General features: G+C 48.1%; 28 protein-coding genes. 14 read left to right on the top strand and 14 right to left on the bottom strand.

Annotated features, from left to right (window positions below):
- Positions 1–94: 94 nt before the first annotated feature.
- The 4 genes from J2Y43_RS24060 to J2Y43_RS24075 are packed head-to-tail and all read left to right on the top strand — an operon-like array spanning position 95 to position 4,819.
- Positions 95–2,509 (top strand): thiamine pyrophosphate-dependent enzyme, encoded by a 2,415-nt coding sequence (locus J2Y43_RS24060; protein ID WP_309988530.1) that lies wholly within the window; start codon positions 95–97, stop codon positions 2,507–2,509.
- Between the two features lie 4 nt (positions 2,510–2,513).
- Positions 2,514–3,092 carry a sugar transferase gene (locus J2Y43_RS24065; protein WP_309988526.1) on the top strand — a complete coding sequence of 193 codons (579 nt, stop codon included), beginning with the start codon at positions 2,514–2,516 and terminating at the stop codon, positions 3,090–3,092.
- On the top strand, positions 3,086–3,676 hold the full coding sequence (locus tag J2Y43_RS24070) for an acetyltransferase (protein WP_309988524.1): 591 nt from the start codon (positions 3,086–3,088) through the stop codon (positions 3,674–3,676). Before J2Y43_RS24065 ends, J2Y43_RS24070 begins: the two co-directional genes overlap by 7 nt.
- Before the next feature lie 12 nt (positions 3,677–3,688).
- A complete protein-coding gene (locus tag J2Y43_RS24075) occupies positions 3,689–4,819 on the top strand; it encodes an aminotransferase class I/II-fold pyridoxal phosphate-dependent enzyme (RefSeq protein ID WP_309988520.1) in 1,131 nt (376 codons plus the stop codon).
- A gap of 102 nt (positions 4,820–4,921) precedes the next feature.
- Here J2Y43_RS24075 and J2Y43_RS24080 read toward each other — a convergent pair whose 3' ends face one another.
- The 5 genes from J2Y43_RS24080 to J2Y43_RS24100 all read right to left on the bottom strand — a co-directional run bounded on the left by J2Y43_RS24080 (position 4,922) and on the right by J2Y43_RS24100 (position 8,710).
- The gene (locus tag J2Y43_RS24080) at positions 4,922–5,935 is read right to left on the bottom strand and encodes a hypothetical protein (RefSeq protein ID WP_309988517.1); all 1,014 of its coding nucleotides are present in this window, start codon (positions 5,933–5,935) and stop codon (positions 4,922–4,924) included.
- Positions 5,936–6,140: 205 nt separating this feature from the next.
- Positions 6,141–6,998 (bottom strand): FKBP-type peptidyl-prolyl cis-trans isomerase, encoded by an 858-nt coding sequence (locus J2Y43_RS24085; protein WP_309988516.1) that lies wholly within the window; start codon positions 6,996–6,998, stop codon positions 6,141–6,143.
- 71 nt (positions 6,999–7,069) lie between these two features.
- Positions 7,070–7,732 (bottom strand): endonuclease III, encoded by a 663-nt coding sequence (nth, locus tag J2Y43_RS24090; RefSeq protein WP_309988514.1) that lies wholly within the window; start codon positions 7,730–7,732, stop codon positions 7,070–7,072.
- Positions 7,733–7,887: 155 nt separating this feature from the next.
- Positions 7,888–8,136 (bottom strand): hypothetical protein, encoded by a 249-nt coding sequence (locus tag J2Y43_RS24095; protein ID WP_309988511.1) that lies wholly within the window; start codon positions 8,134–8,136, stop codon positions 7,888–7,890.
- A complete protein-coding gene (locus J2Y43_RS24100; protein WP_015813074.1) occupies positions 8,111–8,710 on the bottom strand; it encodes an RNA polymerase sigma factor in 600 nt (199 codons plus the stop codon). The genes J2Y43_RS24095 and J2Y43_RS24100 overlap by 26 nt, the downstream gene beginning before the upstream one ends.
- A 383-nt stretch (positions 8,711–9,093) precedes the next feature.
- Here J2Y43_RS24100 and J2Y43_RS24105 point away from each other — a divergent pair, with 383 nt between their 5' ends.
- Positions 9,094–9,789 carry a YjjG family noncanonical pyrimidine nucleotidase gene (locus J2Y43_RS24105; RefSeq protein ID WP_309988506.1) on the top strand — a complete coding sequence of 232 codons (696 nt, stop codon included), beginning with the start codon at positions 9,094–9,096 and terminating at the stop codon, positions 9,787–9,789.
- Between the two features lie 12 nt (positions 9,790–9,801).
- Here the strand turns inward: J2Y43_RS24105 and J2Y43_RS24110 are convergent, their stop codons facing one another.
- The 4 genes from J2Y43_RS24110 to J2Y43_RS24125 are packed head-to-tail and all read right to left on the bottom strand — an operon-like array spanning position 9,802 to position 13,012.
- Positions 9,802–10,695 carry a trypsin-like peptidase domain-containing protein gene (locus tag J2Y43_RS24110; protein WP_309988503.1) on the bottom strand — a complete coding sequence of 298 codons (894 nt, stop codon included), beginning with the start codon at positions 10,693–10,695 and terminating at the stop codon, positions 9,802–9,804.
- A gap of 26 nt (positions 10,696–10,721) precedes the next feature.
- Positions 10,722–11,264 carry a DUF2911 domain-containing protein gene (locus tag J2Y43_RS24115; RefSeq protein ID WP_309988501.1) on the bottom strand — a complete coding sequence of 181 codons (543 nt, stop codon included), beginning with the start codon at positions 11,262–11,264 and terminating at the stop codon, positions 10,722–10,724.
- Between the two features lie 3 nt (positions 11,265–11,267).
- The gene (locus J2Y43_RS24120) at positions 11,268–11,981 is read right to left on the bottom strand and encodes a DUF6089 family protein (RefSeq protein WP_309988499.1); all 714 of its coding nucleotides are present in this window, start codon (positions 11,979–11,981) and stop codon (positions 11,268–11,270) included.
- Positions 11,982–11,992: 11 nt separating this feature from the next.
- Complete coding sequence (locus J2Y43_RS24125) at positions 11,993–13,012, bottom strand: hypothetical protein (RefSeq protein WP_309988497.1); 1,020 nt, start codon at positions 13,010–13,012, stop codon at positions 11,993–11,995.
- A 114-nt stretch (positions 13,013–13,126) separates the two neighbouring features.
- On the opposite strand from J2Y43_RS24125, the gene J2Y43_RS24130 reads away from it, so the two are divergent.
- The 3 genes from J2Y43_RS24130 to J2Y43_RS24140 are packed head-to-tail and all read left to right on the top strand — an operon-like array spanning position 13,127 to position 15,519.
- A complete protein-coding gene (locus J2Y43_RS24130) occupies positions 13,127–13,753 on the top strand; it encodes an ATP-binding cassette domain-containing protein (protein ID WP_309988494.1) in 627 nt (208 codons plus the stop codon).
- Positions 13,754–13,763: 10 nt separating this feature from the next.
- Positions 13,764–15,008 (top strand): FtsX-like permease family protein, encoded by a 1,245-nt coding sequence (locus J2Y43_RS24135; protein ID WP_309988491.1) that lies wholly within the window; start codon positions 13,764–13,766, stop codon positions 15,006–15,008.
- Between the two features lie 58 nt (positions 15,009–15,066).
- Positions 15,067–15,519: a DUF3299 domain-containing protein gene (locus tag J2Y43_RS24140; protein ID WP_106595729.1), complete on the top strand. Its 453-nt coding sequence runs from the start codon at positions 15,067–15,069 to the stop codon at positions 15,517–15,519.
- Here J2Y43_RS24140 and J2Y43_RS24145 read toward each other — a convergent pair whose 3' ends face one another.
- Both J2Y43_RS24145 and J2Y43_RS24150 read right to left on the bottom strand, forming a co-directional pair.
- Positions 15,520–16,605, bottom strand: a complete 1,086-nt coding sequence (locus J2Y43_RS24145) for a complex I subunit 1 family protein (protein ID WP_309988489.1) — start codon at positions 16,603–16,605, stop codon at positions 15,520–15,522.
- 46 nt (positions 16,606–16,651) lie between these two features.
- Entirely contained in the window at positions 16,652–17,662 is a 1,011-nt protein-coding gene (locus tag J2Y43_RS24150; RefSeq protein WP_309988487.1) for a gliding motility protein, read from the bottom strand.
- Between the two features lie 16 nt (positions 17,663–17,678).
- Between J2Y43_RS24150 and J2Y43_RS24155 the strand changes: the two genes are divergently transcribed.
- Entirely contained in the window at positions 17,679–18,557 is an 879-nt protein-coding gene (locus J2Y43_RS24155) for an NAD(P)-binding domain-containing protein (RefSeq protein WP_309988485.1), read from the top strand.
- 141 nt (positions 18,558–18,698) lie between these two features.
- On the opposite strand, the gene J2Y43_RS24160 is transcribed toward J2Y43_RS24155, so the two are convergent.
- The 3 genes from J2Y43_RS24160 to J2Y43_RS24170 all read right to left on the bottom strand — a co-directional run bounded on the left by J2Y43_RS24160 (position 18,699) and on the right by J2Y43_RS24170 (position 22,014).
- Positions 18,699–19,850, bottom strand: a complete 1,152-nt coding sequence (locus J2Y43_RS24160; RefSeq protein ID WP_309988482.1) for a TlpA disulfide reductase family protein — start codon at positions 19,848–19,850, stop codon at positions 18,699–18,701.
- 32 nt (positions 19,851–19,882) lie between these two features.
- On the bottom strand, positions 19,883–21,373 hold the full coding sequence (gene gatB / locus J2Y43_RS24165) for an Asp-tRNA(Asn)/Glu-tRNA(Gln) amidotransferase subunit GatB (RefSeq protein WP_309988479.1): 1,491 nt from the start codon (positions 21,371–21,373) through the stop codon (positions 19,883–19,885).
- Between the two features lie 95 nt (positions 21,374–21,468).
- Positions 21,469–22,014: a hypothetical protein gene (locus J2Y43_RS24170; RefSeq protein WP_309988476.1), complete on the bottom strand. Its 546-nt coding sequence runs from the start codon at positions 22,012–22,014 to the stop codon at positions 21,469–21,471.
- 274 nt (positions 22,015–22,288) lie between these two features.
- Between J2Y43_RS24170 and rpmG the strand changes: the two genes are divergently transcribed.
- The 5 genes from rpmG to rimO all read left to right on the top strand — a co-directional run bounded on the left by rpmG (position 22,289) and on the right by rimO (position 25,940).
- The gene (rpmG, locus tag J2Y43_RS24175; protein WP_019944752.1) at positions 22,289–22,471 is read left to right on the top strand and encodes a 50S ribosomal protein L33; all 183 of its coding nucleotides are present in this window, start codon (positions 22,289–22,291) and stop codon (positions 22,469–22,471) included.
- A 103-nt stretch (positions 22,472–22,574) separates the two neighbouring features.
- Positions 22,575–22,727: a DUF4295 domain-containing protein gene (locus J2Y43_RS24180; protein WP_015813059.1), complete on the top strand. Its 153-nt coding sequence runs from the start codon at positions 22,575–22,577 to the stop codon at positions 22,725–22,727.
- An 89-nt stretch (positions 22,728–22,816) separates the two neighbouring features.
- Positions 22,817–23,779: a signal recognition particle-docking protein FtsY gene (gene ftsY / locus J2Y43_RS24185; RefSeq protein ID WP_309988460.1), complete on the top strand. Its 963-nt coding sequence runs from the start codon at positions 22,817–22,819 to the stop codon at positions 23,777–23,779.
- A gap of 101 nt (positions 23,780–23,880) precedes the next feature.
- Positions 23,881–24,498, top strand: a complete 618-nt coding sequence (locus J2Y43_RS24190; protein WP_309988458.1) for a hypothetical protein — start codon at positions 23,881–23,883, stop codon at positions 24,496–24,498.
- A 131-nt stretch (positions 24,499–24,629) separates the two neighbouring features.
- On the top strand, positions 24,630–25,940 hold the full coding sequence (gene rimO, locus J2Y43_RS24195) for a 30S ribosomal protein S12 methylthiotransferase RimO (RefSeq protein ID WP_309988454.1): 1,311 nt from the start codon (positions 24,630–24,632) through the stop codon (positions 25,938–25,940).
- Positions 25,941–25,950: the final 10 nt, after the last annotated feature.

A 25,950-nucleotide genomic window follows, 5' to 3' on the forward strand; every position in this document is an offset into this window, starting at 1 on the left:
TCCGATGCCGTGGTTATTATTTTCCTGCATAATTTTGGCTTGCATTCAAAAAAACGTAATTTAACTTACGGATTAAAACCCGTGATTTTTGCTTATGCTTCAAAATGATAGTTTGACCGGTTCCAGTGTTTTGAGTAAGGAGAATATTATCGACGATTACCGCTTAGCTTGCGAAAGTCGTCAGGTAAGTTTGCTGGGGAGGAAGGATACAATGGGCGGCCGTTCTAAATTCGGGATTTTTGGAGATGGAAAGGAAGTAGCACAAATTGCACTTTCCAAAGTTTTTCAACCGGGAGATTTTCGCTCGGGATATTATCGGGACCAGACGATTGAAGCGGCTGTCGGGAATCTAACCTGGCAGCAATTTTTTGCCCAAATGTACGCCCACGCTGACCTCGAACATGAGCCAAACACAGGCGGACGCTCCATGAATGGGCACTTTTCTACCCGTTGGATAGATGAAAATGGCGACTGGCTCGATCAGACTAAATTGTACAATTCCGTTTGTGATATTTCTTCCACCGCCGGGCAGATCCCTCGCTCGGTAGGCCTTGGATATGCTTCCAAATTATACCGCGAGAATACCGACCTGCACGATATGACCACGTTTTCCCACGATGGAAATGAGGTTGTATTTGCGACGATCGGTGACGCTTCTACGTCTCAGGGGATGTTCTGGGAGGCGATGAATGCGGCGGGCGTGTTGCAGATACCGCTGATCGTTTCAGTTTGGGACGACGGCTATGGAATTTCAGTTCCTGTTGAGTATCAGACTACTAAAAGTAGTATTTCGAAAGCATTGGCCGGATTGCAACGCAATGAGGACGGTGATGGCATCGAAATCCTGGTTGTAAATGGGTGGGACTACCCTGCGTTGGTGGAGGCTTATCAAAAGGCCGCGAAGATCAGCAGGGAACAACATGTGCCGGTGCTGGTACATGTTACTGAACTCACTCAGCCGCAAGGGCATTCCACTTCAGGCTCGCACGAGCGCTACAAGTCGAAGCAGCGGTTGGCATGGGAGCGCGAACACGATTGCAATGTGCGTTTTCGTGACTGGATATTGAAAAACGGCTACGCCACCGACGAGGAGCTGGAACAGATCGAAGCAGAGGCGAAAGAAAAGGCGCTCGGCGAACGTAACGAAGCCTGGCAGGCATACCGGAGGGAACTGGATAAGGAATATACCGAGACGATCCGGCTTTTGCAGGATGTAGCCAAGGCAAGTACTTCTACCGCGGAAATAAATAATGCGATTCTCGAATTGCAAAAGACGTACCTGCCTGTTCGCCGCGATATGATCGCGACGGTGCGCAAGGTGCTGAGGCTTGTTGGTAGAGAAGAAAATGCGGAGAAATTGGCTTTGCAGGCATTTCTGAGGGATAATTTGAATGCCAATAAAGAACGCTTCAATACCCATTTATACAGCGAAACACGCTACTCCCCGATGCTCGTGGAGCCGGTAAGTCCCGTGTATTCGGAGAATAGTCCAGTTGTTGACGGGCGTGAAGTGATACGGACCTACTTTGACGCGCTGTTTGAAAAAGACCCGCGCGTGGTGGCATTGGGCGAGGACATTGGTTTTATCGGCGACGTGAACCAGGGCTTTGCCGGCTTGCAGGAAAAATACGGAGAGATTCGTATTACCGACACGGGTATCCGTGAAACGACAATCATTGGCCAGGGAATAGGCATGGCAATGCGCGGCCTGCGGCCGATCGTTGAAATTCAGTATTTCGATTATATCTATTATGCATTGGCGACGCTTACGGACGATCTGGCATCTCTCCGGTATAGAACAGCCGGCGGCCAGCGTGCCCCGCTGATTATCCGGACGAGGGGGCATCGCCTCGAAGGTATATGGCATTCGGGTTCACCGATGGGGACTATGCTCAGCAGCTTGCGTGGCTTGCATGTGGTTGTTCCGCGGAATTTCACCCAGGCGGCAGGTTTTTACAATACATTGATGAAGGGCGATGACCCCGCATTGATCGTAGAGCCGCTGAATTCGTATCGTCAGAAAGAGACTATGCCCGATAATGTGGGCGATTATTACATTCCGCTAGGCCAACCTGAAATTTTAAGAGAAGGAAATGACCTCACTATTGTTACCTATGGCTCAATGTGTCGTATAGTAATGGAGGCCGCTTCTCAATTGCAGAGTTCAGGAATTGAAGTTGAAGTCATTGACGTGCAGACTTTGTTGCCATTCGATGTCGACAACCGGATAGTGGAGTCCATTAAAAAGACGAACCGGGTAATTTTCGCCGATGAGGATTTACCCGGAAGTGCGTCAGGTTTTATGATGCAGCAGGTTTTGGAAAGGCAGCAGGCTTACCGCTGGCTCGATTCGGCGCCGGTAACCATCGCAGCGAAAGACCACCGCCCACCTTATGGCTCGGACGGCGATTATTTCTCGAAACCGAATATGGACGACATTTTTGAAACTGTTTACAACATCATGCGAGAAGCGGCCCCAGATAAATATCCGGAGCTGTTTAACGTATGATCTCATGTATCGTTCAAAAGGAAAAAGAATTTTAGACATTTTACTGGCGGCAACAGGGTTGATAACCTCGTTGCCGTTTTTTGTTGTGTTGCTGCCCGTGTTGTGGGTGTATTTTAAAGGAGATCCGTTCTTTGTGCAAATCAGGCCGGGACTGCATGCGCGGTTATTCGTGATCCTGAAACTCAGGACTATGCATAGCGACGGGCGGCCGGTTAGCGGACTCGGCAAATTGCTTCGGAAATCGTCGGTCGACGAGTTGCCGCAGTTCTGGAACGTACTGCGGGGCGATATGAGCATTGTGGGGCCAAGACCCCTGTTGCCGGAATATCTGCCGCTTTACAATGCTGAGCAACGTTTACGGCATTCCGTGAAACCGGGTATGACCGGCTTGGCGCAAATCAATGGAAGAAACAGGCTGAGTTGGGACGAAAAGTTTGAGTTCGACCTGCATTATGTGAAAAACCTTTCGCTGATGCTCGATGCCAGGATTATTTTTGAGACCGCTGCGGGGCTCCTGCTCATGCGTAAAACTGTGGGTTCCGTGGTCGATACTTCACCATTTAAAGGTAATGCGCCATGCTGATCTACGGCGCAGGCGGGCATGCGAAGGTAGTAGCAAGTATACTTTCAGCATGTGGAGAACAGGTTTTGGCCCTGTTCGACGATGATTGGAAAAATGTGAAATGGCCTGGTCCGACCGTTCCGGTAGCTTATAACCCAGTGCTGATGCAAAATGAAAAGTTGATTATCGCCGTTGGCAACAATTTCATGCGCCGGCAGATTGCCGGGAAAGTCGCGCATTCTTTTGGAACAGCTATTCACCCCACTGCGATAGTCGATCACTCGGTACGCCTGGGACAAGGCGTAGTCGTGGTGCATAGGGCAGTCATACAAGCCGATTGTTGGATAGGAGATCACGTGATTGTCAATACCGCCGCTATTGTCGAACATGAATGCATTGTCGGCGATTCTGCGCATGTAGGCCCGGGCGCTGTTTTGTGCGGGGGTGTGCGCGTAGGGGAATGCACGCTTGTAGGTGCAGGTAGCGTGGTACTACCGGGTGTGGAAATCGGTAGGGAATGTGTGATCGGCGCTGGTTCCGTGGTGGTGCGGGATGTTCCCAATTATGTGAAGGTGGTTGGTAATCCTGCGAGAATCATTTATTGATATAAACACACTATGAAATACAAAATATACCTGTCGCCCCCACATATGAGCGGGCGTGAGATGAAATACATCGAGGAAGCATTTGATAGCAACTGGATCGCGCCCGTCGGGCCGAATATCGATGCATTTGAGGAAGAACTATGCCAATATACCGGCAGCAGGCATGCGCTGTCCGTATCATCGGGAACGGCGGCATTGCATCTCGCATTGCTGGCACTCGGTGTCGGCCCGGAAGATATTGTCCTTTGCCAGTCGCTCACATTCGTAGCTACGGCAAATCCGATCATGTACGTAGGCGCAACGCCGGTTTTCATCGATAGTGAGTCCGTCACCTGGAATATGTGCCCTAATGCGCTGGAAGACGCGATTAGGCACTATTTAAGTATTGGTAAAAAGCCGAAAGCCGTAATCGTCGTGCATTTGTACGGTATGCCGGCCATGCTTCGGGAAATTTTGTATTTGTGTAAAAAATATGAAATCTATTTGATTGAGGACGCGGCGGAGGCCTTGGGCTCAGAGTATCAAGGTAGGAAGGCAGGAACTTTCGGTGATATCGGGATCCTGTCTTTTAATGGGAACAAAATCATTACCACATCGGGAGGCGGTGCAATGCTGTCGGATAATGTAAAATACATTGAAAGGGCCCGGTTTTTGGCAACGCAGGCGCGTGAACCGGTATTGCATTACGAGCATCAGACGGTTGGCTACAACTATCGAATGAGCAACATTTGTGCGGGTATTGGGCGGGGGCAGTTGGAAGTGGTTGATGAGAGGGTTAGGCAGCGACGGGCTAATTTTCAGTTTTATTCAGGACACCTGGACAAGCTGCAAGAAATAAATTTTCAAAAGGAACCGATTGGTGTGTTTAGTAATAGATGGCTGACGGCTTTGAAAATTAGTAAATCACCAACTTATCAAAAAAGTGCAAACAATATCCTTAATGAATTGAATAAGAATCGAATTGAATCGAGGTCGATTTGGAAGCCAATGCATCTTCAACCTTTATATTGTGAACACAAATATTTTGGCAACAATATATCGAAAGAGCTGTTTGAGAAAGGTATATGTCTTCCTTCTGGCACTACCTTGTGGGAAGCTGATATAGATTATATATGTAATATAATTGCAAGCAATTTACGTTAATACGAGCTACCTTAATTAATAAAAATTCGAGGCAAGCTTATTTAAATCAACATAAGTTTGCCTCGAATTTAAATATTGATACCAGCTTATCGGTAGACAAAATTAGTTTGTGACGACAAAGGTTGTAGTGGACGTGACACTGTTTCCATTTTTATTAAAATCCGTAGCTGTAACGGGAATATTGAGATTTCGAATGTCGCAGGGAATGCCGTCGTATAAAACTTTGGCGAAGCTAGGTATTCCACTTTCTGTCCAAGTTCCTGAGTGCGGATAATATGTTCCGAAATTTGCTAGACCATCGGATAATTCAAATGACCAAGTTGTACTATACTGCTGTGGCGTGCGTTCTTCATCAGGACCCCAACCTTTTTCTCTGTAATATTTTCCTGAAACTTCAATCGCCATCATGCCCCGATCCATACCGGGAAACCAGGGATTAGGAATCCAATAATATCGGCAAACGAGCCAAGATTTAAGATAATAATCGCCGTCCCAGCCTTTCATATCTGTAATGGCGTTGCCCCGCTGCTCTTTTTCCCACGGGCCCACTTTTGCATTTCTACTCGGCTTAAAGCCTTCTTCAACCGAGGAAAACTTGATGCTGTTTGCTTGATATTCTTCCCGCTTGGAGGTTAGCAGTGTACTTGCCGCGTTTTGATCAATTCCTTTAATGCATTTTACTTCGGTTGCGGAGAATTGATAAGTTGCATTATTAATAATAACTAAGCCTTTTTCATTAGTAATTTTTGCATAGTTGGAGTTGACACTATTTAACTCGTAAGCATTTGTGTTCTCATTAAGAGTAATGAGGTGGGGACGAGTTTTTGCGACTTGTTGTAACGATGCACTAGGTGGCAATAATAAATACTCTGAATATAATGTCTTTACATCGTGAGATTTTTGCCAAAGTGAATATTCTTGGCTACTCATGGAGCCGATTTTTTTGACAGTAGCTTCAAATTCATCTACTGTCTCAAATGAGAAAGTACCATTGACAACTTTCAGGGAACTTTCATTGACTTCCTGTTTGCTCTCAGGAACTCCCGGATCCATAGATGATGGACTCTCACACGACAATGCAAATAGCATTAGAACTGAAAAAGATAATTTCTTCATAGAATGTGTTTGTTAATTGGTTTGTAACCAAAAGTATACAAAAAATAATTACCTCACAATTAATTCTACAAACTTTGAATTTATTTTCTTTGTCAATAGCTAAATAATAGAACAGTTTCGTACTTTATTCGGAGTATATATTAATGATTGAGCAATAAAAAAGGACCGCCTAGAAAGACAATCCTTTTACGTGGTTTCGCATTGATTATTGAATCTCAATTTCAAATTGAAGCGGAGAATATGGTAAAATAGACTTGGTCCAGTTTTTACCATAACCTAGTTTGGAAGGGAATATAATGACTGCTTTTTCACCCTTTTTCATTTTTCTAATCGCCCTATCGAATCCAGGAATCGTGTTTGGGCTACCTGTGATGAAACTGCTTGTATTTTCATCGAACTTTGTGTCGTCGAGCAGCCTTCCTACATATTTTACATTCACCGATTTTCCTATGCCGATTGTGTCACCGGTCACAGTGTTGGCTCTGACAATCACGAGGTTGTCAGGAGTTCTTTCAGATACTGTGTACCCTTTCTTCGTAATAAAGTCGTCAATCTGCTGCAATTCGGTACGAGTTTTAATAAATTCAACCTCGAGGCGAATGGGCGTATAGGCAGGGATATTCACTCTATCCACGGCGCCCGATGCCAGGTAGAACGGTAGATACAGTGTCGCCTGTTCACCGGTTTTCAATTTGAAAATTCCCAACTCAATGCCTGGCCAATACACACCTCCATTAACAGGGAAAGAGAATTCTGTCTTGTTGTCCTCAGTAGAAGAGATGACTTTTGTCCCGTTCAGCGTATATCCGGTGTATTTGATCGTTGCGGCATCGCCGATCTGCGCTTTTAGACCGCTTGGATTAGACTTTCTGATAATATAGTAATAGCCGGTAGAATCCCTCACCGCTTTTGAGCCAAGGCTGTCGGCCTGCAATGCTGCTTGGATAGCTGCTTCATTTTCGGCGATTTTCTCTTCGTCCCTGCTCGACACATCTTTCATACAAGATGAGACCCCGATCGCCATCGTCAGTAGTACACACCATACCAGGTTAATACGCTTCATTTCTTTTCTAAGTAATTAATGGGATTGTTTTAGTTTTCAGGGAGACCCTGGTATGTTGAAATTGGTTGTAATCACGAGTGAAAAACGTCGATTTTTACATTTTTTTCAAAGTATTTGCAAAATGGCGACAGGGGGCACTGGAAGCACTGCGGGTTGCGCGCGGTACACACGTAGCGCCCGTGTAAGATCAGCCAATGATGGGCTTTGTGAATCAAATGCTTGGGGATATGCGCCACCAATTCCTTTTCCACTGCCAACGGCGTCTTGGCGGTAAGCGGTACCAGGCCCAGCCTGCGCGACACCCTGAACACATGTGTATCAACCGCCATAGCCGGCATGCTGAAAATCACCGAGGCAATTACGTTGGCAGTTTTGCGACCCACGCCCGGTAACTTTTGCAAGTCTTCCACAGTAGATGGCACCTCGGAGTGAAACTGTTCGACCAGCATCCTTCCCAGGCCTACCAGGTGCTTGGCTTTGTTGTTGGGGTAGGAAATGGACCTGATATAAGTGAATACTTCCTCCGAATCGGATGCAGCGAGCGACTCGGGGTCCGGGAAACGCTCGAAAAGCTTTGGTGTGACCATATTCACACGCTTGTCGGTACATTGCGCCGATAGCACCACCGCCACTAGCAGCTCATACGGATTGGAATAATGCAGTTCGGTTTCTGGCTCCGGGAAATTCTGGGTGAAATAATCCAGGAAATGTTTATAACGTTCTTTTTTTTGCATAACAAGGTCATGGTCCTATGAAGGAAGGAGCTCCCACACAGAAATCTACTGAGAACGGGAGCCGAGTAACGGGGCTCCGTTCTGAATCTTAAAAATAATGACAATTTCCAGCTACCGCACCGATAGCTGGAAACAAAAAAATCTGCCGACTCGTCCTAGTACAAGAGTGCAGCAGATCTTTTAGAAGAGAATTTTCGCGAGTATCTGAAAACTTCTGAAATCACGTTCTCGGAGGGAGTCCGAGTGATCTTGTTCATCTGATTCTGGATTTCCAGGGAATCGAGATAAAAGTTCATCAGGTTGTCGTCAAGAGCGAGCGCCTCAACAATCTGTTCATTTTCATTCTCAGTTGTTTCGGCATATAAATACCTTACAACATCATCGTAGGTAAAGGTTTTTGTCATACTGTGGGGCACGTTGGTTAAATTGCTTACGCAGGTTTATCAACGCGTAACGCATTCTACCCAATGCCGTATTAATACTCACACCCGTGGCGTCTGCAATTTCCTGAAAACTCATGTCCTCGTAGTGGCGCATGATCAGAACTTGCTTCTGCACGTCGGGCAACCGCTGGATCATCTCCCGCAGCTGCTCATGTGTTTCCTGACGAATCTGGATCGACTCAACGGAATCTTCCGAAAAATCCAGCGTGTTGAAAACACTGCTCCCATCTTCGAACACTACATTGGGGTAGCGTTTATCGCGTCTGAAATAATCAATGGCGAGGTTGTGTGCGATACGTATAATCCATGGTAGGAACTTACCTTCGTCGTTATATCTACCACCTTTAATTGTGTCAACAGCTTTTATAAATGTATCCTGTAATAAATCTTCGGCTACATATTGATCCTTGACAATCAGATAAATAGTGGTGTATATTCTCGACTTATGGCGTTGAACAAGCTTTTCGAAAGCCTTCTCATTGCCCCGGATATACAATGTTACCAACTCACTGTCGCTAACTTGGACTTTCTCCATTTTACTATTCGATTTAGTTAACGTAGAGCAGTTGATCGATATTGTTTCTCCTTTCTGGTTTGGTGAAAAATTAGATGTGACTTTTCGGTATTTCGAATTATACGAATCAAAGAAATGGATTTGGAAAATAATTTGCAAATGTTTGAGTTCCTTTTTGCAGAAAAATTATTTCCCGTTAACAGATGTTAACAAGTTGTGCATGTTTTAGATGCATTGCGTTCGTTGTCACCAGGTCGTAGACATATTAGAATAAATAATAGTATTTAATAAATAATCTACGATGCGCGCGTCGAGTTAGATCGATTTTCGTATGTCGGATCCTGTATTTTTCGACCGGACATCGTAATTTCACTTTTCTTATAAAAATTGAATTTTTACCAGATATGAAATACAAGCATATCTTCTTCGATTTGGATCACACACTTTGGGATTTTGAAAGAAATTCGTCCGAATCCCTGGAAGAAATTTTCCACCACCACCAGCTTAGCCGCTACGGCATTCCGTCCCTGGAAGCATTTGTGGGCTCTTTCCTTAAAATTAATACAGCTTTGTGGGATGCGTTCGATAGGGGACAGTTGCACCATAGCTATATACGTGAGAATCGTTTCAGGATGGTTTTCGAGGAACTCGGCGCGGAATGCCCGCCCGAGCATGCCGAGATCGGTGAGTTGTACCTTACTTCGCTGCCTACCAAAAAGCATTTGCTGGAAGGTGCGCTCGATTTGCTGAACTACGTTTCGGCGGCGGGCTATGGAATGCACATTATCACAAATGGTTTCAACGAAATCCAGGCGAGGAAGATCGCCAGTTCGGAGATCGGCCATTTCTTCGATCATGTAGTGACGTTTGAAACAGCCAGCGCCAAAAAGCCGGATCGCCGTATTTTCGAATTTGCATTGGAACTCGCGCAAACCACCGCGGAGGACAGTCTGATGGTAGGCGATAACTGGATCGCGGATATTCTCGGCGCAAAGCAAGTAGGGATGGATACGGTGTACCTCAATCCGGCGGGTTTGCAGTTCGACGAATCGCCTACCTATAATATAAAGAGGCTCGAAGAGCTAATGCTTGTCTTGTAATGAGGCAGACCGTCAGTTTGGATCTGCTTCGTAGTAACGGATGTGTTTTTCTTTTAAGAATTGCTTGATCACGTCTACATGTACGCATTGCCCGACGTTCAGGAACGGATAATTGGAAACCCGCTTGCGGTGGCCGTCGATGGTTACCTCGCGATTGACCTGGTCGAAGCCGAGGTGCAGATGGCGCGTGGAGCTTTGCATACCATAAATGATGCCGTTCTGGTCAAACAACGGCCCGCCACTTTGGCCGCGTAGCCCCGGCGTACTCATTTCGATGCCGACAACCTCGCTGTTGTCGCCGATATGGCGGGTAATAATGCCGTCGATTGGAAAGCTTGGAGTCTTGACCTTCCCTTCGGTTGTCCATTCAATATCCCCGGTATGCTTGTTATACCGGTAATTAGTGAACTCGGGAAACGGATAACCCAGCCGGCATAAATAGCGACCCTGTTTCACCATCCTCGAATCTTTCAGGAATTGGGCATGTGACTGGTATTGCTTCGATTCGTAATTCCGGAATTGAATAATGGCCAGATCCTGCGTCGGATGCAGATGGATCGTGAGTCCTTTGTATGCCGACACGCAATGTATGAAATTGAAAAGTATGCGAATCGGGCTGTCCGGTGCGATTTTGTATTTCGTTTCCAGCAAATTGCGCTGTGTGGAGAGGCCCGGATCTTTCTCGAATTTACGAAGCTCCCCTTTAAATTTCAGGTAGTTTTCGTAAATGCTGTTGGCATGAAGGATTTGTCGCGCTACGTGCCTGCACGTGACCGCGAAGCCGTCTTCATTTACAAAAAACAGTGTGGCAGTACCCGGAACAATGTCGCTCCCTGCGTAATAACGGATGATAAAGTGAACCGGACGGGTAAACTGATCTATTTTTTCAATAGCATCAACAAACATAAAAAACTGGCCGAAGCCGTATCGAACTAAGGGTGGGTAAAGGGAACAAGTGCCTCGGTCTGGTCCCAGCTCAGGACCATGTTGGCACCATTGGGGATTTCTTCAAAATAGATTTGGAACACTTCCTGGACCGACGGACGGATCCTGATCGGGACTTCCACATTCATGACATTCTTGCCATCGTTGTAATCTGTACCCCATTGCCCGGTCTCAGCGTTCAGGATGATTTTCCAGGTGCTCTGCCCAGGCACTGAAAAAAGCGAATACGTGCCGGCTTTTACCGGTTTTCCGCCCATTAAGATGTCTTTTTCGAATTCGATCAGCGTCGCTTCGTTGGCGCCGGTACGCCATACTTTGCCGTAAGGGAGCAATGCTTTGTCCTGCTCCCGGCCGAAAATCATACGGCCTTTTTTACTGGGTTGTCCGTAGGAGATTTTAACATTAACGCCATTCAGACTGGTTTCTGCCACTGCCTCGGGACTGAACGATTTGGTGTATTTTCTGACTCCCCAAAAGCCTGCGAATGCAACGATGATCAAGGCAAAGACAATCAGTAGAATTCTTTTCATAAATCAGGGACAGAAGATTTTATAGAAGGTATAGCTGACGGACAGGCGCACGTAAAAGTAGGTATCTTTTACGGAAGGATCGCCCTGTTGCAATTTGTCGGTGGACGTAGGATCGCCGCCGAGGTTGTCGAGATAATCCGTGAAAGTTTTCCGTGTGCCGTATTCGAGTCCAATGTTCCACGGGCGACGGATCTGGTATTTGATCCCGACGCCATAAGGGAGCACCAGGCCGGAGGTTTTGTAGGAGCCGGTCTGAACATTAGGATTAAACTTGTTGAAACCGAGCCCTCCGAACACATAGGGACTCCAATTGACTGCGAACCGGCGATCCTGGAAATTGAGGAAATTGTATTCGGCGACCGCGCTACCTTCGATTATCGTGGTGCGGAAAGACATATTCCTGACCTGCTGAAATGGGTCGTCACTTTTTTTATCATCAGCACCGATAAGTCCTCCCGCAATTTCGGCGCGAAGTGACAATGCCTGGTTCGGATTGAACCGGAAGAAGAGACTTCCGCCCGGTTTGAAAAAACGTAACCGAAAAGTAGGCGAGATATCTCCCCGGTAGTTGAACCCTCCAATACCTGCCCCGAGCTCTATCCGCTGCGCTTGTGCTTGTGCGGTTGCCAGAAAAAAACAAATACCTGCCAGCATCACAGCCGGCAAGCATTTCCGCAACGGCGGCCGTTCATTCAAATGTTTGAAAATGTATTTCAACGGGGTAAGTCTTATCTCAGTGGAGGACATTTAACCTGCGAAGGCAGCATATAATGGACGGTGATCATACCAAAAAGATATGCATCCTTTTGGGTTGGACTATTGCCGCGTTCGGTGCCGGGAGCTCCAAATCCCGTAGTAGGCAGTTTAGCAAATGGATCTTCCCCGCCAGCTAAAACACCCGGATAGTTGGCATCCATGAATTTACGCACATCGTTGGTTCTGTCTGTCCCCTTGCGTGCGGCGAATTGCTCGGTAGTACGGTTTGCGACCAATGCCGCTGTTGGATTATCCGCAAAAAGCGCTGGGTCGGCGTATGCACCGTGCGCGTCGTCCAGGTAATCTGTGAATGTTTTACGGTAGCCTAGCTCAGCCGAAATGTCGAATTTAGAATTGATTTTATAGCGAACACCGATACCGAGTGGAATCGCAAATTGAACCAGCGAATAGGGCTTGGCATATCCCTCGTTACCCTGGCCTTCAGTGCCAAGTGGTTGCAGTTTCACCCAATCGCCGTTGAGTGAATCGAGTGCTTTCGGGTTGTGCGCGGTAAGCGCGACACCCGCGAACAGGTACCAGCCCAATTGCGGGCGGCGGTCATAGCTGCGGTTATCGGGTGTCAGCTTGTAAATACCCTGAACTGAAAATTCTTTAAGGTCGTTGCGGAAATGCAGATTCCGCGCATAGTAAATACTGGTGACGTGTCTCGAATCGCGGTTCATGACGTAATCGTCACCGGCGATTCTCGCGTAAATGAAGCTTGCGCGTGCGGCAAGCCGCGGTGTAAAGTGGCGTGTGTAGTTCCCGCCGACGCTCCAGCGGATCATTTTGAAGGTAGAGGCCAGCGGGCGACGGTATGGTGCAAGATCACCATAGTAGCTCGAAGTACCAATACCAAAACCTGCCGTAGAATAGGGAACGAAGAAACCTCTGTTCTGTGCTTTTACGTCTTTGCCAGACAGTAATAGCCCCAAGATCAAGGTTAAAGCCAACGCTCCGGATACTCTTCTCAAGTCGAAATTTCTACGCATTTTCAGATCGATTTTTTTGCAAAAATAGAATAGTTGTTGGTTTTCTTCAGGATGCAACACCATTTCAACGACAAATCTTCCTTATCATTGTGTACTCAAAAAGCACCACAGAAAATGATTTCGAGTAACCAGCTACGGTTTTCTTATTCCGCTCAGAAAAAATTCAGCTTCCCCGATATTCATTGCAATGATAAAGAAACGCTCCTGATTCTTGGTCAGTCGGGTAAGGGCAAAACTACATTGCTGCATTTGCTGGCGCTGCTGCTGACGCCGGAGTCAGGTGATGTGGTCATCGCGGGCAAATCCATTAAAAACCTGACACCGCAGGAAATTACCGCCACACGAGCCAGAAACATTGGTATTATCTATCAGCGGCCGCATTTTGTGAGCTCGCTTTCGGTGATGGACAACATTTTGCTGTCCAATTACCTGGCCAATCAGAAAGAAGATCGCCAAAAAGCCCGTCACCTGGCCGAGCAGCTGGGTTTTGCGGATCATTTATCCAAAAAAACGAACCAGCTCAGTCAGGGCGAGCAGCAGCGCGTAAGCATTGCGCGGTCGTTGATGAACAACCCGAACATCATCCTCGCCGATGAACCCACGTCCAACCTCGACGACGATAATTGCCAGCGCGTGATCCAGCTTTTGAAAAAGCAGTCGGCACAGATCGGAGCAAGCCTGGTGGTGGTTACCCATGACCAGCGCCTCAAAGACGAGTTTTCTAACCAGGTTTTTCTGTAAAATAATCCCAATGAACCTATTCAAGATCAGCATTGCCAATCTCCGGGAAAAGAAGCTCAACAGCTTTTTGAGCGCATTGTTGCTGACCCTCGGCATCGGCATGATCTCCCTGCTTTTATTGCTGAACAAACAGCTCGACGAACAGTTTAAGCGTAACCTGAAAGGCATCGACATGGTGGTAGGGGCCAAAGGCAGCCCGTTGCAGGTGATCCTTTCGAGCATCTACCAGATCGACGCGCCTACTGGCAACATCCCGCTGGCCGAGGTGAATGCGCTCCGGAAAAATCCGTTTGTGAAAACGGTTATCCCGTTGTCGATGGGTGACAACTACCAGGGTTTCCGCATTCTGGGCACGACGCCGAAATATGTCGAGCATTTTAATGCTAAACTCGCCGAAGGACATTTATATAATGCATCCATGGAAGTGACGATCGGCAGCAAGGTGGCGCGGGATTCCAGGCTGAAAATCGGAGACCAGTTTTCGGGATCGCACGGCCTGGATTCGGAAGGGGAGAAACATGAGGATAAGAAATACAAGGTCGTAGGCATTTTTCAGCCCAGCGGCACGGTGGTGGACCAACTGATTATCACCCGGCTATCAAGCGTTTGGGACATTCACGAGCATTCCGAAGGAGCAGAAGCACCGGCGGTCGCGGAAGTGGAGCATACCGACGGACAGGTACACACTGACCCCGAACCCGACGAAGAAGGCAAGGACGTAACCAGCGCGTTGATCCAGTTCCGTAATCCGATGGGATTGATGACCATTCCGCGGCAAATCAACGACAATACTTCCATGCAAGCTGCATTGCCCAGCATTGAGATCAACCGGCTGTTCTCATTACTGGGAGTGGGAATCGAAACATTACGGACTCTGGCCCTGATCATTATTTCCATTGCGGGCGTCAGTGTTTTTATTTCTTTATATAACTCATTAAAAGACAGAAAATACGAAATGGCCCTCATGCTTTCGATGGGCGCCACGCGCACGAGACTGTTCCTGATGTTGCTGATTGAAGGCTTATCGCTCGCTGTGATCGGATTTTTTGCCGGTATCATCGCCAGTCGAGTTGGATTGTGGGTGTTTTCCAAATCGGCGGAGCAGGATTTTCATTACTCGCTGGGCAAATTTGCGCTGCTGCCGGAAGAAGTTTACCTGTTTTTCGGTGCGCTGGCGATCGGCGTAGTGGCGGCTGCGTTACCGTCGCTGGGTATTTACCGGCTGAATATCTCGCGGACATTGGCGGAGGAATGATTATGTGTGTAAATTTGTAAACCGGTACAAATCATTGTAATACAAAATTGGAATACTGATGAAATCTGTCAAAATCAGCATATTGTTTTTCTGCATCGTTTCATTGTTTGCTTTCAAACCGGCGGTTGAACCGGTGAAACTGACCTGGGAAACCCTGCGGGATGTTACTTTTAAAAAGAAATGGTATGCCGAAGAGTCGATCTACATGCTACACCCGACATTCGGACCGAGCGTGCAGAAGCTGAAAAACCAGCAGGTTTCAATTACAGGTTACATCCTTCCGGTTGATCTGGAAGCCAATTTGTACGTGCTTTCCGCATTTCCGTTCAGCGCGTGTTTTTTCTGCGGAGGAGCGGGCCCCGAAACGGTGATGACTTTGAATTTTAAGAAAAAGGACGGGAAGAAGTTCAAAACCGATGAGCGCCTCACTTTCACCGGCACATTGAAACTCAATGCCGATGATATTTACCAGATGAATTACATTCTGGACGGCGCAGAGATCGTCAAATGATCAGATGCCGATCAGGCGCCAAACTCCTGAAATAAAGAATAATACAAGTCCCACGGGCGTGAGTACCTTCCAGCCCAGGTACATGAGCTGGTCTACGCGCAGGCGCGGGAGCGTCCAGCGCGCCCACATCTGGATCAGGATGCCGAACAAAGCCTTCGATAGCAGCCAGAAAATCCCCGTCACGTAGCCGAACCACGTTCCCGGTTCACCGCTGGTCCAATCCGCCAGTTTCACCGGGCCAATGTTGGGCAACGGCGTGTTCCAGCTTCCGAGGAACAAAATCGCCCCTAGTAACGAAACCAGCAGCATCATGCCGTATTCCGACAGCATGAACAGCGCCCAGCGCATCCCGGAATATTCGGTGTGAAAACCAGCCACCAACTCCGATTCACCTTCGGGAAGGTCGAAAGGTGCGCGGTTACATTCGGCCAGTGAAGCAATGAAGAAGACCACATAGGCAATCAGCAGAAATGGATTGCGCACAATATTCCAGGTTAGGAACCCGCCCACACCGCTCACATCGATTCCGAATTCGCGCATACCGAAGAGATATATAGTTTCGGGCGAGTAAATGCCTTGCTGGTAGCTGATAACCTGTAAATCGAGCGTCTGCGTGAGCATGACCACACAGAGAATGGAAAGGCCCAGCGGGATTTCGTAGGAGACGATCTGCGCCACCGCGCGCATCGCGCCATACAATGCAAATTTGTTATTGGAACCCCACCCGGCCATAAGCAGCCCGATCACGTCCACAGAAACGATCGTAAGCAGGAAAAACACCCCCACGGCCGCGCCCGATCCCGCGAGCTCGGGTGCGAGCGGAACCACGGCGAATCCTGCAAAAACAGATATGAAAATGACGAACGGAGCGATCAGAAATAGTCGCCGGTCGGCGGCTTTGGGTACAATGTCCTCTTTTTGAAGTAGTTTGAGCAAATCGGCGAAGAGCTGCAACAACCCCCATTTCCCAACTTCCATAGGCCCGAGGCGGTCCTGAATAAAAGCCGAAACCTTCCGTTCCAGATACACACCGATCACGACAAAGCCGGGGACGAGCAGGAGGAAAATGATGAGCGTAAAAGGCATTAAATGCTATCTGAACAATGGTTTGACGCAAAAGTAAGTAAAAAACTTACTCATCTTCGTCTGTCTGTCCCTTATATCCCGATTCCTGCAAAATTCGGCCGGCATTATCAATCGCCATGAGATCAGTGAGCTTTGTGTTGGGATTTTCGGCTAAAAAGCGGCTCACGATCCGCCAGCCGACCCATCGGCCGATGGCGCCCGGCACTTTGTTGCCGATTTCGGTGGTAAATGGGCGATCGTCGATGAATTTGCGCTTTTTCAGGTCGCTTTTTTCGTACAGCAGCTTGCTGGAAATGAAGTATGCCCAGATATCCGTTTGGCTGTTGTAAGTCCTTCTCAGATCATCCTCCGAATAGCCGATAATGAGGCTGTCCGGGGTTTGCGGCATTATTTGTTTCACAAACTCATAACCTTTCCCGTAACCGATCATATCCGATAGCAACGTCTGGTCGCCGACATTCATGAAATTGAATTGATTGGATTCAAAGAAAATGATCGACGGCACAATGTACTCGCGCTGGTAACGGCGGAGCTGATAATCATATACGTTGGGCCGGTAACGCGCAGCAGGGCCGCCAAAATAATCGAGGCCGATAACGATCAGCGAATCGGAAATATAAAGGTCGTTGCCGGTGAAACCGGTAACGATAAAATCTACCTCAGGGATTCTGAATTGGGGATAATGGTATTTAATTTGCTTGAATGCATTGGTCAGTGGGTTCAGGATACGGGTTTTCCGGTCGCCGATAATCGAATCGAGTTGCGCGCGGAATGCCTGTAAATCGGGGTTTTGCAGGATTGTAAACAAATGTGCCGCCAGTTTTGCAGGCTCGACGGGGGCGTCCGTAAAATAGCCTTTGCCAAGATAGGGATGACTGTCGAGGAACTTTTGTACATCTTCCACTGATTTGCAGGAGAACAGCTCCTCGTCGAGATTTTTGGAGACCAGTTCAACCTGGATATTGCTGGTGTCCGCCTCCTTGCGCTGGTCGGTTTTACACGAAAATTGGAAGAAAGCTACTAACAGAATGCACAATAAGGACCTGAAATAAACCATTTGGCGGAGAGAATATATGTCGGAACAAGTTTCAAAAGTAGAAAAAAAACGCATAAGCATCCTGGGCTGCGGCTGGCTGGGGTTTCCATTAGCTAAACGGTTACTGGGCAGCGGTATTACATCGCAGGTAAAGGGCAGCACTACATCGGAGCATAAACTCGACCAATTTGCCGCCGCCGGAATCGACGGTTACTTACTCCCATTGAACCCGGAAGCGGGTCTGGACGCAAGCATTTCGGAACCGTTTTTCGACTCGGACGTGATGGTGATCTCCATTCCACCACGTATGTCGCAGAATGTGGCCGGTAACTACTCGGCGCAAATGCGGATGGTAGCCGAGGCAATCCGCCAGTCGCCGGCAAAAGAGGTGGTTTTTGTAAGCTCCACCGGCGTTTACCGCGACCTGAGCCAGACAGCCGTAGAATCGGATGTGCAACTGCCCGAACATTCAGCCCAACCCGAAATGGTGGCCGCGGAGAATGCAATAGCCGCATTAAGGCCGAAAAAAACGGTCACTATCCTGCGATTAAGCGGCCTGCTCGGCTACAACCGCATTCCCGGAAAATATGTGCAGGGTCAAAAAGAAATGACAACGGGCGATATTCCCGTGAACTACATTCACCGCGACGATGCGGTGGGCATTATTCTCGCGGTTATCAGGCAGGGGATTAGAAACGAGACATTCAATATCACCGCCCCTTTCCACCCGACACGGAGCGAAGTGTATGTCGATTCCTGCGCGCAGTTCGGCTGGGAAGCGCCTACATTCAAAATGCCGGAGGAGCATCCTCCATTTAAATTGATTTCAGGGGATAAGTTTTCGAAAACCTATCAATACGAATTCAAATACTCCGATCCGCTGCTATTTCATTATCAGCTCGACGAGGGTTTATGAGTCTATAAGTTTAGAGTATATGAGTTCAGAGCGTTTTTTAAACTCATAAACTCTAAACTCTAAACTCATGAACTTCTAAAAACGCAAAAAATCCGCAGGATCAACTCTGCGGATTTTATTATTTATAAACCAAAAAGTGTATTACTGAGCTCCCAGCAGCTCGGTCAGCTTGGTTTCAAGCGCCGCGCCGCGGAGGTTTTTTGCAATGATCTTGCCTTCTTTATCGAGTAGGAACGTGGCCGGGATCGCATTCACACCGTAAGTCTGTGCCACGCCGGAGTTCCATTTCTTCAACTCAGAACCGTGCAGCCAGGTCAGCTTATCGCGTTCGATGGCTGTTTTCCAGGCTTTTTCGTTATCGTCCAGCGACACGCCGAAGATATCGAAGCCTTTGTCCTTGAACTTGCCGTACATGCGTACCACGTTCGGGTTCTCCATCCGGCAAGGCCCGCACCACGATGCCCAGAAGTCGATCAGCACATATTTGCCGCGCAACGACGACAATGCGATCTGTTTTCCTTCGGGGCTGTTGAGGGTGAAATCGGGAGCTACTTCGCCGACAGCCAGTCCTGCCATTCTTTTGACCGAACCAATAAAGCCTTTTGCCAAAGTAGGCACAGGCTCTACTTTGGAATAATCGTCGGCCAGCTTCTTCAGAACATCGAGGTCGTTTTCGGGCGTGAGGAAGTTGTTTGCAGCAAAAAGTGCGATCAGCGATGTGCCCATTTCCGGGATCATCTGGCGCAATGCAGTTACTCTTTCTTTTTCTGCCGCTTGGTAGGCCTGTTGTATCTCCTGAATTTTTTTAGCGTCTTTTTTCTCTTCTGCTGCTGCGTATTGTTCATTCCAGCCGGTCACTTTCGCCGAGAATGCCTGCATCAGCTGGTCGATTTTGGCGTAGTACTCCATGTTTTTGGAGCCCGTAATGGCTACCTTTCCGCCATTGCCTTTATCGTCGCGCTGGGTACCGTCGGCGGTGATATTGAAGGTTTCCCCACCCTCCACGAGCAAGGGGAATTTCTGCCGGTCGGCGATGTTGACTGTAAAAAAGCTGCCACGGTCCTTATCTACACCTTTCAGTGTAAAGCTACCGTCGGCGCCTAGTAATGTGGAATCGAGTTTAACGGAAGATCCGGCTGCGGTGGATTGTGACAGAATGACTTTCTCGCCTTTGGAACCGCTTTTAACCTTTCCATTAATGGTAAAGCCTTTCGGTTCAATCTGCGCCAGGGCCTGGAAGCTCAGTAACGCGCCACCCAAAACCAATGCACTCTGTTTGATAAATGCCTTCATGATCTTCTATAACTGATTGTCGAATGTGTGATCTATAACTTTTGCGCCAGTAGCTGGTTCACAAGTTTGGGATCGGCAGCTCCGTTCGATTTTTTCATCACTTCGCCGACGAACAATCCCATCAATCCTTTTTTACCTTTTCTATAAGCGGCAACCTTGTCGGGCATTGCGCCGATTACCTCATCTACCAACGTTTCAAGCTCGTTTGTATTGCTGTTTTGCAGCCAGTTATTTGAAGACGCGATCTCCGACGGGTCGCGATCAGGCTCTTCTAGCATGACCGGGAAAACCTTCTGTGCAGCCACCGAATGGCTCACTGCACCCGATTCGTTCAGCTCGATCAAAGCCGCAAGGTTTCCGGCGCTGATCGGGAAATGCGCGATGTCGCCATGGTGATCGTTCAGATACGATTTCACAGGGCCCATCAGCCAGTTGGATGCGGTTTTGAAATGCGTTGTTTTGGCACAAACTGCCTCGAAATACTCGGCCAGTTCGCGGGTATCGGTCAGTACCGCGGCGTCGTAGGCCGGGATACCATATTGGGTCACAAATTTCTCGCGAAGCTCGTGCGGCAACGCAGGCATACTCGCCTTGATGCTTTCCAGCCATTCGTCCGAAACCACTACCGGGCTCAGATCGGGATCCGGGAAGTAGCGGTAGTCGTTCATCGTTTCCTTCACGCGCATTCCGTAAGTCTGTCCGCTTTCCACGTCGAACATCCGCGTTTCCTGCTGAATCACCTCGCCGTTTTCGAGCATGGCAGCCTGGCGACGTTCCTCGTAAGCAATGGCGCGCATCATATTGCGGATCGAGTTCATGTTCTTGATCTCGACTTTCGTACCATATTCTGCCGCGCCCTTCTTGCGCAGGGACACGTTCACGTCCGCGCGCAGGGAACCTTCTTCCATATTACCGTCGCTGATGCCCAGGTAGCGCACCAAGCGGCGGATTTCTGTCACAAATGCGCCCGTTTCCTCTGCCGAACGCAAATCCGGCTCGGAAACCATCTCTACCAGCGGTGTTCCGGCGCGGTTATAATCAAGCATTGTCTCGGTATGGCTGCCGTCGTGCACCGATTTTCCTGCGTCTTCTTCCAAATGGATATGGTGGAAGCGGATGGTTTTCTCGGTGAACTTACCGTCGTGTTTAAAGGAAATATGCACGCCGCCTTGCTCGCAGATCGGTTTTTTGTCCTGCGAGATCTGGTAACCTTTCGGAAGATCGGGGTAGAAGTAATTTTTGCGGTCGAAAATAGTCCTTTTACTAATGGAGCATCCGCAGGCAATGCCGAGGCGGATGGCGTATTCGACAGCTTTTTTATTGACTTTGGGCAGAGTTCCGGGCAATGCGATCGTCAGCGGACCGATATTGGTGTTGGGCTCAGTGCCGAAAATGTTGAAATCGCGGGTAAACAGCTTGGATTCCGTCAGAAGCTGGCAATGTACTTCGAGCCCGATTACGGTTTCATAAGCGGCCAGAAGTTCATCGGTAACGTCAGCGGGGTGAATTGCGGTTTGACTCATATTATATTACTAATGCTTTCGCAAAGATACAAATACGGGCCGTCCATAGCATGAACGACCCGTATTTTATGGAATATAGCCGGTTTTGCCAGGGATCAGAGCGAGTTGATCCAATTGGCGATTACGATAATGTCAGCTTTTGGAACGTGCGCCAACGGAGCCATCGGAGGATAGCCAGGCCAGTGTTCCGGTTTTGGATTGTGAACCAGGTCTACGATCTGGTCAGCAGTATATTTTTTCTTGGCAACTTCTGCGTAAGCCGGACCGATTACTTTGTCGTAAGCCTGGTGGCATGCCAAACAAGCATGTTTGTTCAACAATGCGGAAACCTCGGCAGGAACAGGTTTGCGTTTAGGGGCCGCTGCGGGTGCATCGGCTGCGGGAGCTGCTGCTGCTGTATCACCACCGGCTGCCGGTGCTGCTGCGGGTGCTGCTGCTTTTTCTGTTGCCGCCGCGGTAGCCTGCTCAGCCGCTGCTTTTCTATCGGCTTGGAGCTTCACCAGGGCAGATTCTTCCCGCGCCTTGCTTCCTGAGCCATACCATTGATCATATTTGTCACGGTCTTCTTTGGATGAACAACCGATGAAGAAAGAAACTGCCAGGGCCATCAGAGCCAAAGAAGCGCTTTTTTTGAGTGTCATTGTGTTAATTTTTAAGAATTTTCGCCAGATTAAGGTTGCGATACCAAATCGACCACGAAGAAAGCAAGTTTGCGTTAGATTTCCTTCATGCTCCGAACAGAAATTCGGACAATTCTTGAAAACACCGAATTGTATTCGCTTGTCCGACAACCGCTTATCCGCAGGTGGCTTTTAACAAATTCAGGAAAATTTCTTGTTTATTTGTCTGTAATTGTTGCGATTAATGCAAAATGTCTTTACTTTTGCACTCCTATTTGTAAAACGATGTAAAGCAATGGCTAAGAAAGGTAATAGAGTACAGGTCATTTTGGAATGCACTGAACAAAAAGAAAGCGGTGTTCCAGGCATGTCACGTTACGTGACCACAAAAAATCGGAAGAATACGCCAGGCCGTATGGAATTGAAGAAATTCAACTCTTTCCTGAGACGTTACACAGTCCACAAAGAAATTAAGTAAGTTCGTCTTGTTACCCGTTAACTGTCACGTGAAGCTGAACAATAACTGGGTAAGCACGGAACAGTTAATCATTAACAAAATAACTTCTAACTGATATACAGACATGGCAAAGAAAGTAGTTGCTACCCTGAAAAAAGAAGGCGGTAAAGCATTCGCGAAAGTGATCAAAGCCGTAAAATCTCCTAAAACAGGAGCTTATACCTTCAAAGAAGAAATCGTTCCCCTGGACGGCGTACAGGGTGCATTGAAAAACTAAGGTTATCCTCGGTTTTGATATTGAATTGTAAAAAGTCCCTTTCCGGGACTTTTTTGTTTTATTTTTGAGCCATCAATGTAATCAGCACTATGGGTTTATTTGGCTTTTTTTCAAAGGAGAAAAAAGAAACATTAGATAAGGGCCTCGAAAAAAGCAAGGACAGCTTCTTTGGCAAGCTCTCACGGGCCATCGTGGGGAAAACGACCATCGACGAGGACGTTCTCGATGAACTGGAAGATATACTGGTAAGCTCCGATGTGGGTGTGGAAACGACCGTGAAGGTCATCAAACGCATCGAAGAGCGTGTAGCCAGGGATAAATATGCGTCGACGGCCGAGCTCGACAGCATCCTGCGCGAGGAAATCGCTGCATTGCTGACCGAGAACAAATCGATCGATATTAAAGACAGCTTCGAAACCGAGCATTTGCCGAAACCTTACGTGATTATGGTAGTGGGCGTGAATGGTGTGGGCAAAACGACGACGATCGGCAAGCTGGCTCACCAGTTTCATCAGCGCGGGCACAAAGTAGTGCTCGGTGCGGCAGATACCTTCCGTGCAGCGGCGGTTGACCAGCTGAAACTCTGGGGCCAGCGCGTAAATGTGCCGGTAATCGATCACGGGATGAACACCGACCCGTCGGCCGTGGCATTCGACGCATTGAAAAAAGGTACCGAAACCGGCGCGGATGTGATCATTATTGACACTGCGGGCCGCCTCCATACGAAGGTGAATCTGATGAATGAGCTTTCGAAGATCAAGCGCGTGATGCAAAAGATCATCCCGGATGCACCGCACGAAGTATTGCTTGTCCTCGACGGCAGTACGGGCCAAAATGCTGTGATCCAGGCGCGCGAATTCACCAAGGTGACCGACATTACCGCATTAGCCATCACCAAGCTCGACGGTACCGCGAAAGGCGGCGTCGTGATCGGTATTTCGGACGAATTCAAAATCCCAGTGAAATACATCGGGGTAGGCGAAAAAATGGACGATTTGCAGGTTTTCGACCGCGGCGAGTTTGTGGATTCGTTGTTTAAGAAAATAGGATAGCAGCCGCTGATCGAGTTAAGTAACCGTTTGCCTATTGCTGCTTTTGATAAGATTTGAAAAAGGTATCTTGATGACATTCTCGTCTCAGGATACCTTTTTTCATGGAAACGTTGATCACATTTTTGATTGTTTTCGTGCCTTTCGGCTGGTTTATGTGGAAAGTACTGCGGTACACGCGGAATACTATCGGGGCCAATTCACCGATGAAGGTTTCGCGCTTCTACGAGACGACTGCCTGGTGGTATTTTGTGAGAATGGATAACTTGTTTGTTTTCTATTCACTCGTTTTCGGCGTGTTTTTATACAAAATATCACTGTTTGGATATATCTCGTACACAGTTGACTACCAAACATTGATGCGGATCGGGATGCTGATTGGCTCGGTATTTTTTCTGGGAGCCGGACTGCTGATTCTCGCACTGGAACTAGATCATTGGTTTTATGCCAAAGACATTACAATTGAGACGTTTCCGGAAACACACGAACTCGAAATTACATTTAAAGAAGTGGTGCTGCGACTCAAAGAGGGTGACATCGAGAAATTAGTAGTTTATCACAACGGTAATTACAAAATGCCTTTCGGTTATGCCAAATGCTACCTGACCAATGGAGATCATTTCGTTGTGCCCAACTATACAAGGGGCGAATGGGTGATTGTGGAGTATTTCAAAAAGATCCCGACAGAGTACGTCAGACAAAGGTTTCCTTTCATCCGATAGTACTTCCTATTCATTTTTTCACGAACTTTGCACCCCATTTCGCCGTTCATTATCAGTCACTTTGAGGCAGAATGCCGGCTAATCAATTCAAAAGCATACAGCTTATGGCTTAAAGCCTACGGCCAATTTCAATGAAAACCAAAGGAATAGTTAAGAATAAAGTCAATATCGTGACGCTGGGTTGTTCCAAAAACCTGGTCGACTCGGAGGTGCTGTACACGCAGCTCAAAGGCAACGGGTTCGCGGTGGACCATGAGTCGAAAAAGGATGATTCGCAGATTGTAGTGATCAACACCTGCGGATTTATCGACAATGCGAAGGAGGAATCGATCAACACGATTTTGCGCTATGCTGATGCCAAAGCGGCCGGGATGGTGGACAAAGTGTATGTGACGGGCTGTCTCTCGCATCGGTATAAAGATGAACTGGCGGTTGAAATACCGACAGTGGACGCCTGGTTCGGGACTAACGAGCTGCCCCGCCTGCTCAAAACCCTCAAAGCCGATTACAAACACGAGCTCGTAGGCGAGCGCCTGCTCACTACGCCCGCGCATTATGCGTACCTGAAAATCGCCGAAGGTTGCGACCGCCCGTGTTCGTTCTGTGCGATCCCACTTATGCGCGGAGGCCACGTGTCGAGGCCGATCGACGAGCTGGTAAAAGAAGCGAAATCGCTTGCGAAACGCGGTACCAAAGAGCTCATCCTCATTGCCCAGGACCTGACTTACTACGGCCTGGATATTTACAAGAAAAGAAACCTTTCGGACCTGCTCCGTAACCTTTCCGATGTGGAAGGTATCGATTGGATCCGCCTGCAATATGCCTACCCGGCGGGTTTCCCAATGGACGTGCTGGATGTGATGAACGAGCGCAGCAACATCGCCAAATACCTCGATATGCCGCTGCAATCGGGCTCGACGGAGATGTTGAAACTGATGCGCCGCGGCATTACCCGCGAAAAAACCGAAGCGCTCATCCACTCGATCCGCGATAAAGTGCCCGATATCGCATTGCGTACGACACTCATCGTCGGCCACCCGGGAGAAACCGAAGAGCTGTTCGATGAAACCTACGAGTTCGTTGAAAAAATGCGTTTCGACCGCCTGGGTGCATTCCAATACTCGCACGAGGACAATACGCATTCGTTCTCGATGGAGGACGATATCGACCCGGAAGTGAAGCAAGAGCGTGCAGATGCGATTATGGAATTGCAGCAAGGCATTTCGGCAGAGCTTAACCAGGAGAAAATCGGTAAGACCTTCAAAGTGCTTTTCGACCGGAAGGAAGGCGGCTATTTCATCGGTCGTACCGAGTACGATTCACCCGAGGTTGACAATGAGGTGCTCGTGCCTGCGAGCCAGTATGTACGGTTGGGTGATTTCGCACAGGTGAAAGTGACTTCCGCCGAGGAATTTGACCTTTATGGTGAAGTGATTTCCTGATGCGATTTCC

The sequence above is a fragment of the Dyadobacter sp. BE31 genome (assembly GCF_031457695.1).
GTDB lineage: Bacteria > Bacteroidota > Bacteroidia > Cytophagales > Spirosomataceae > Dyadobacter.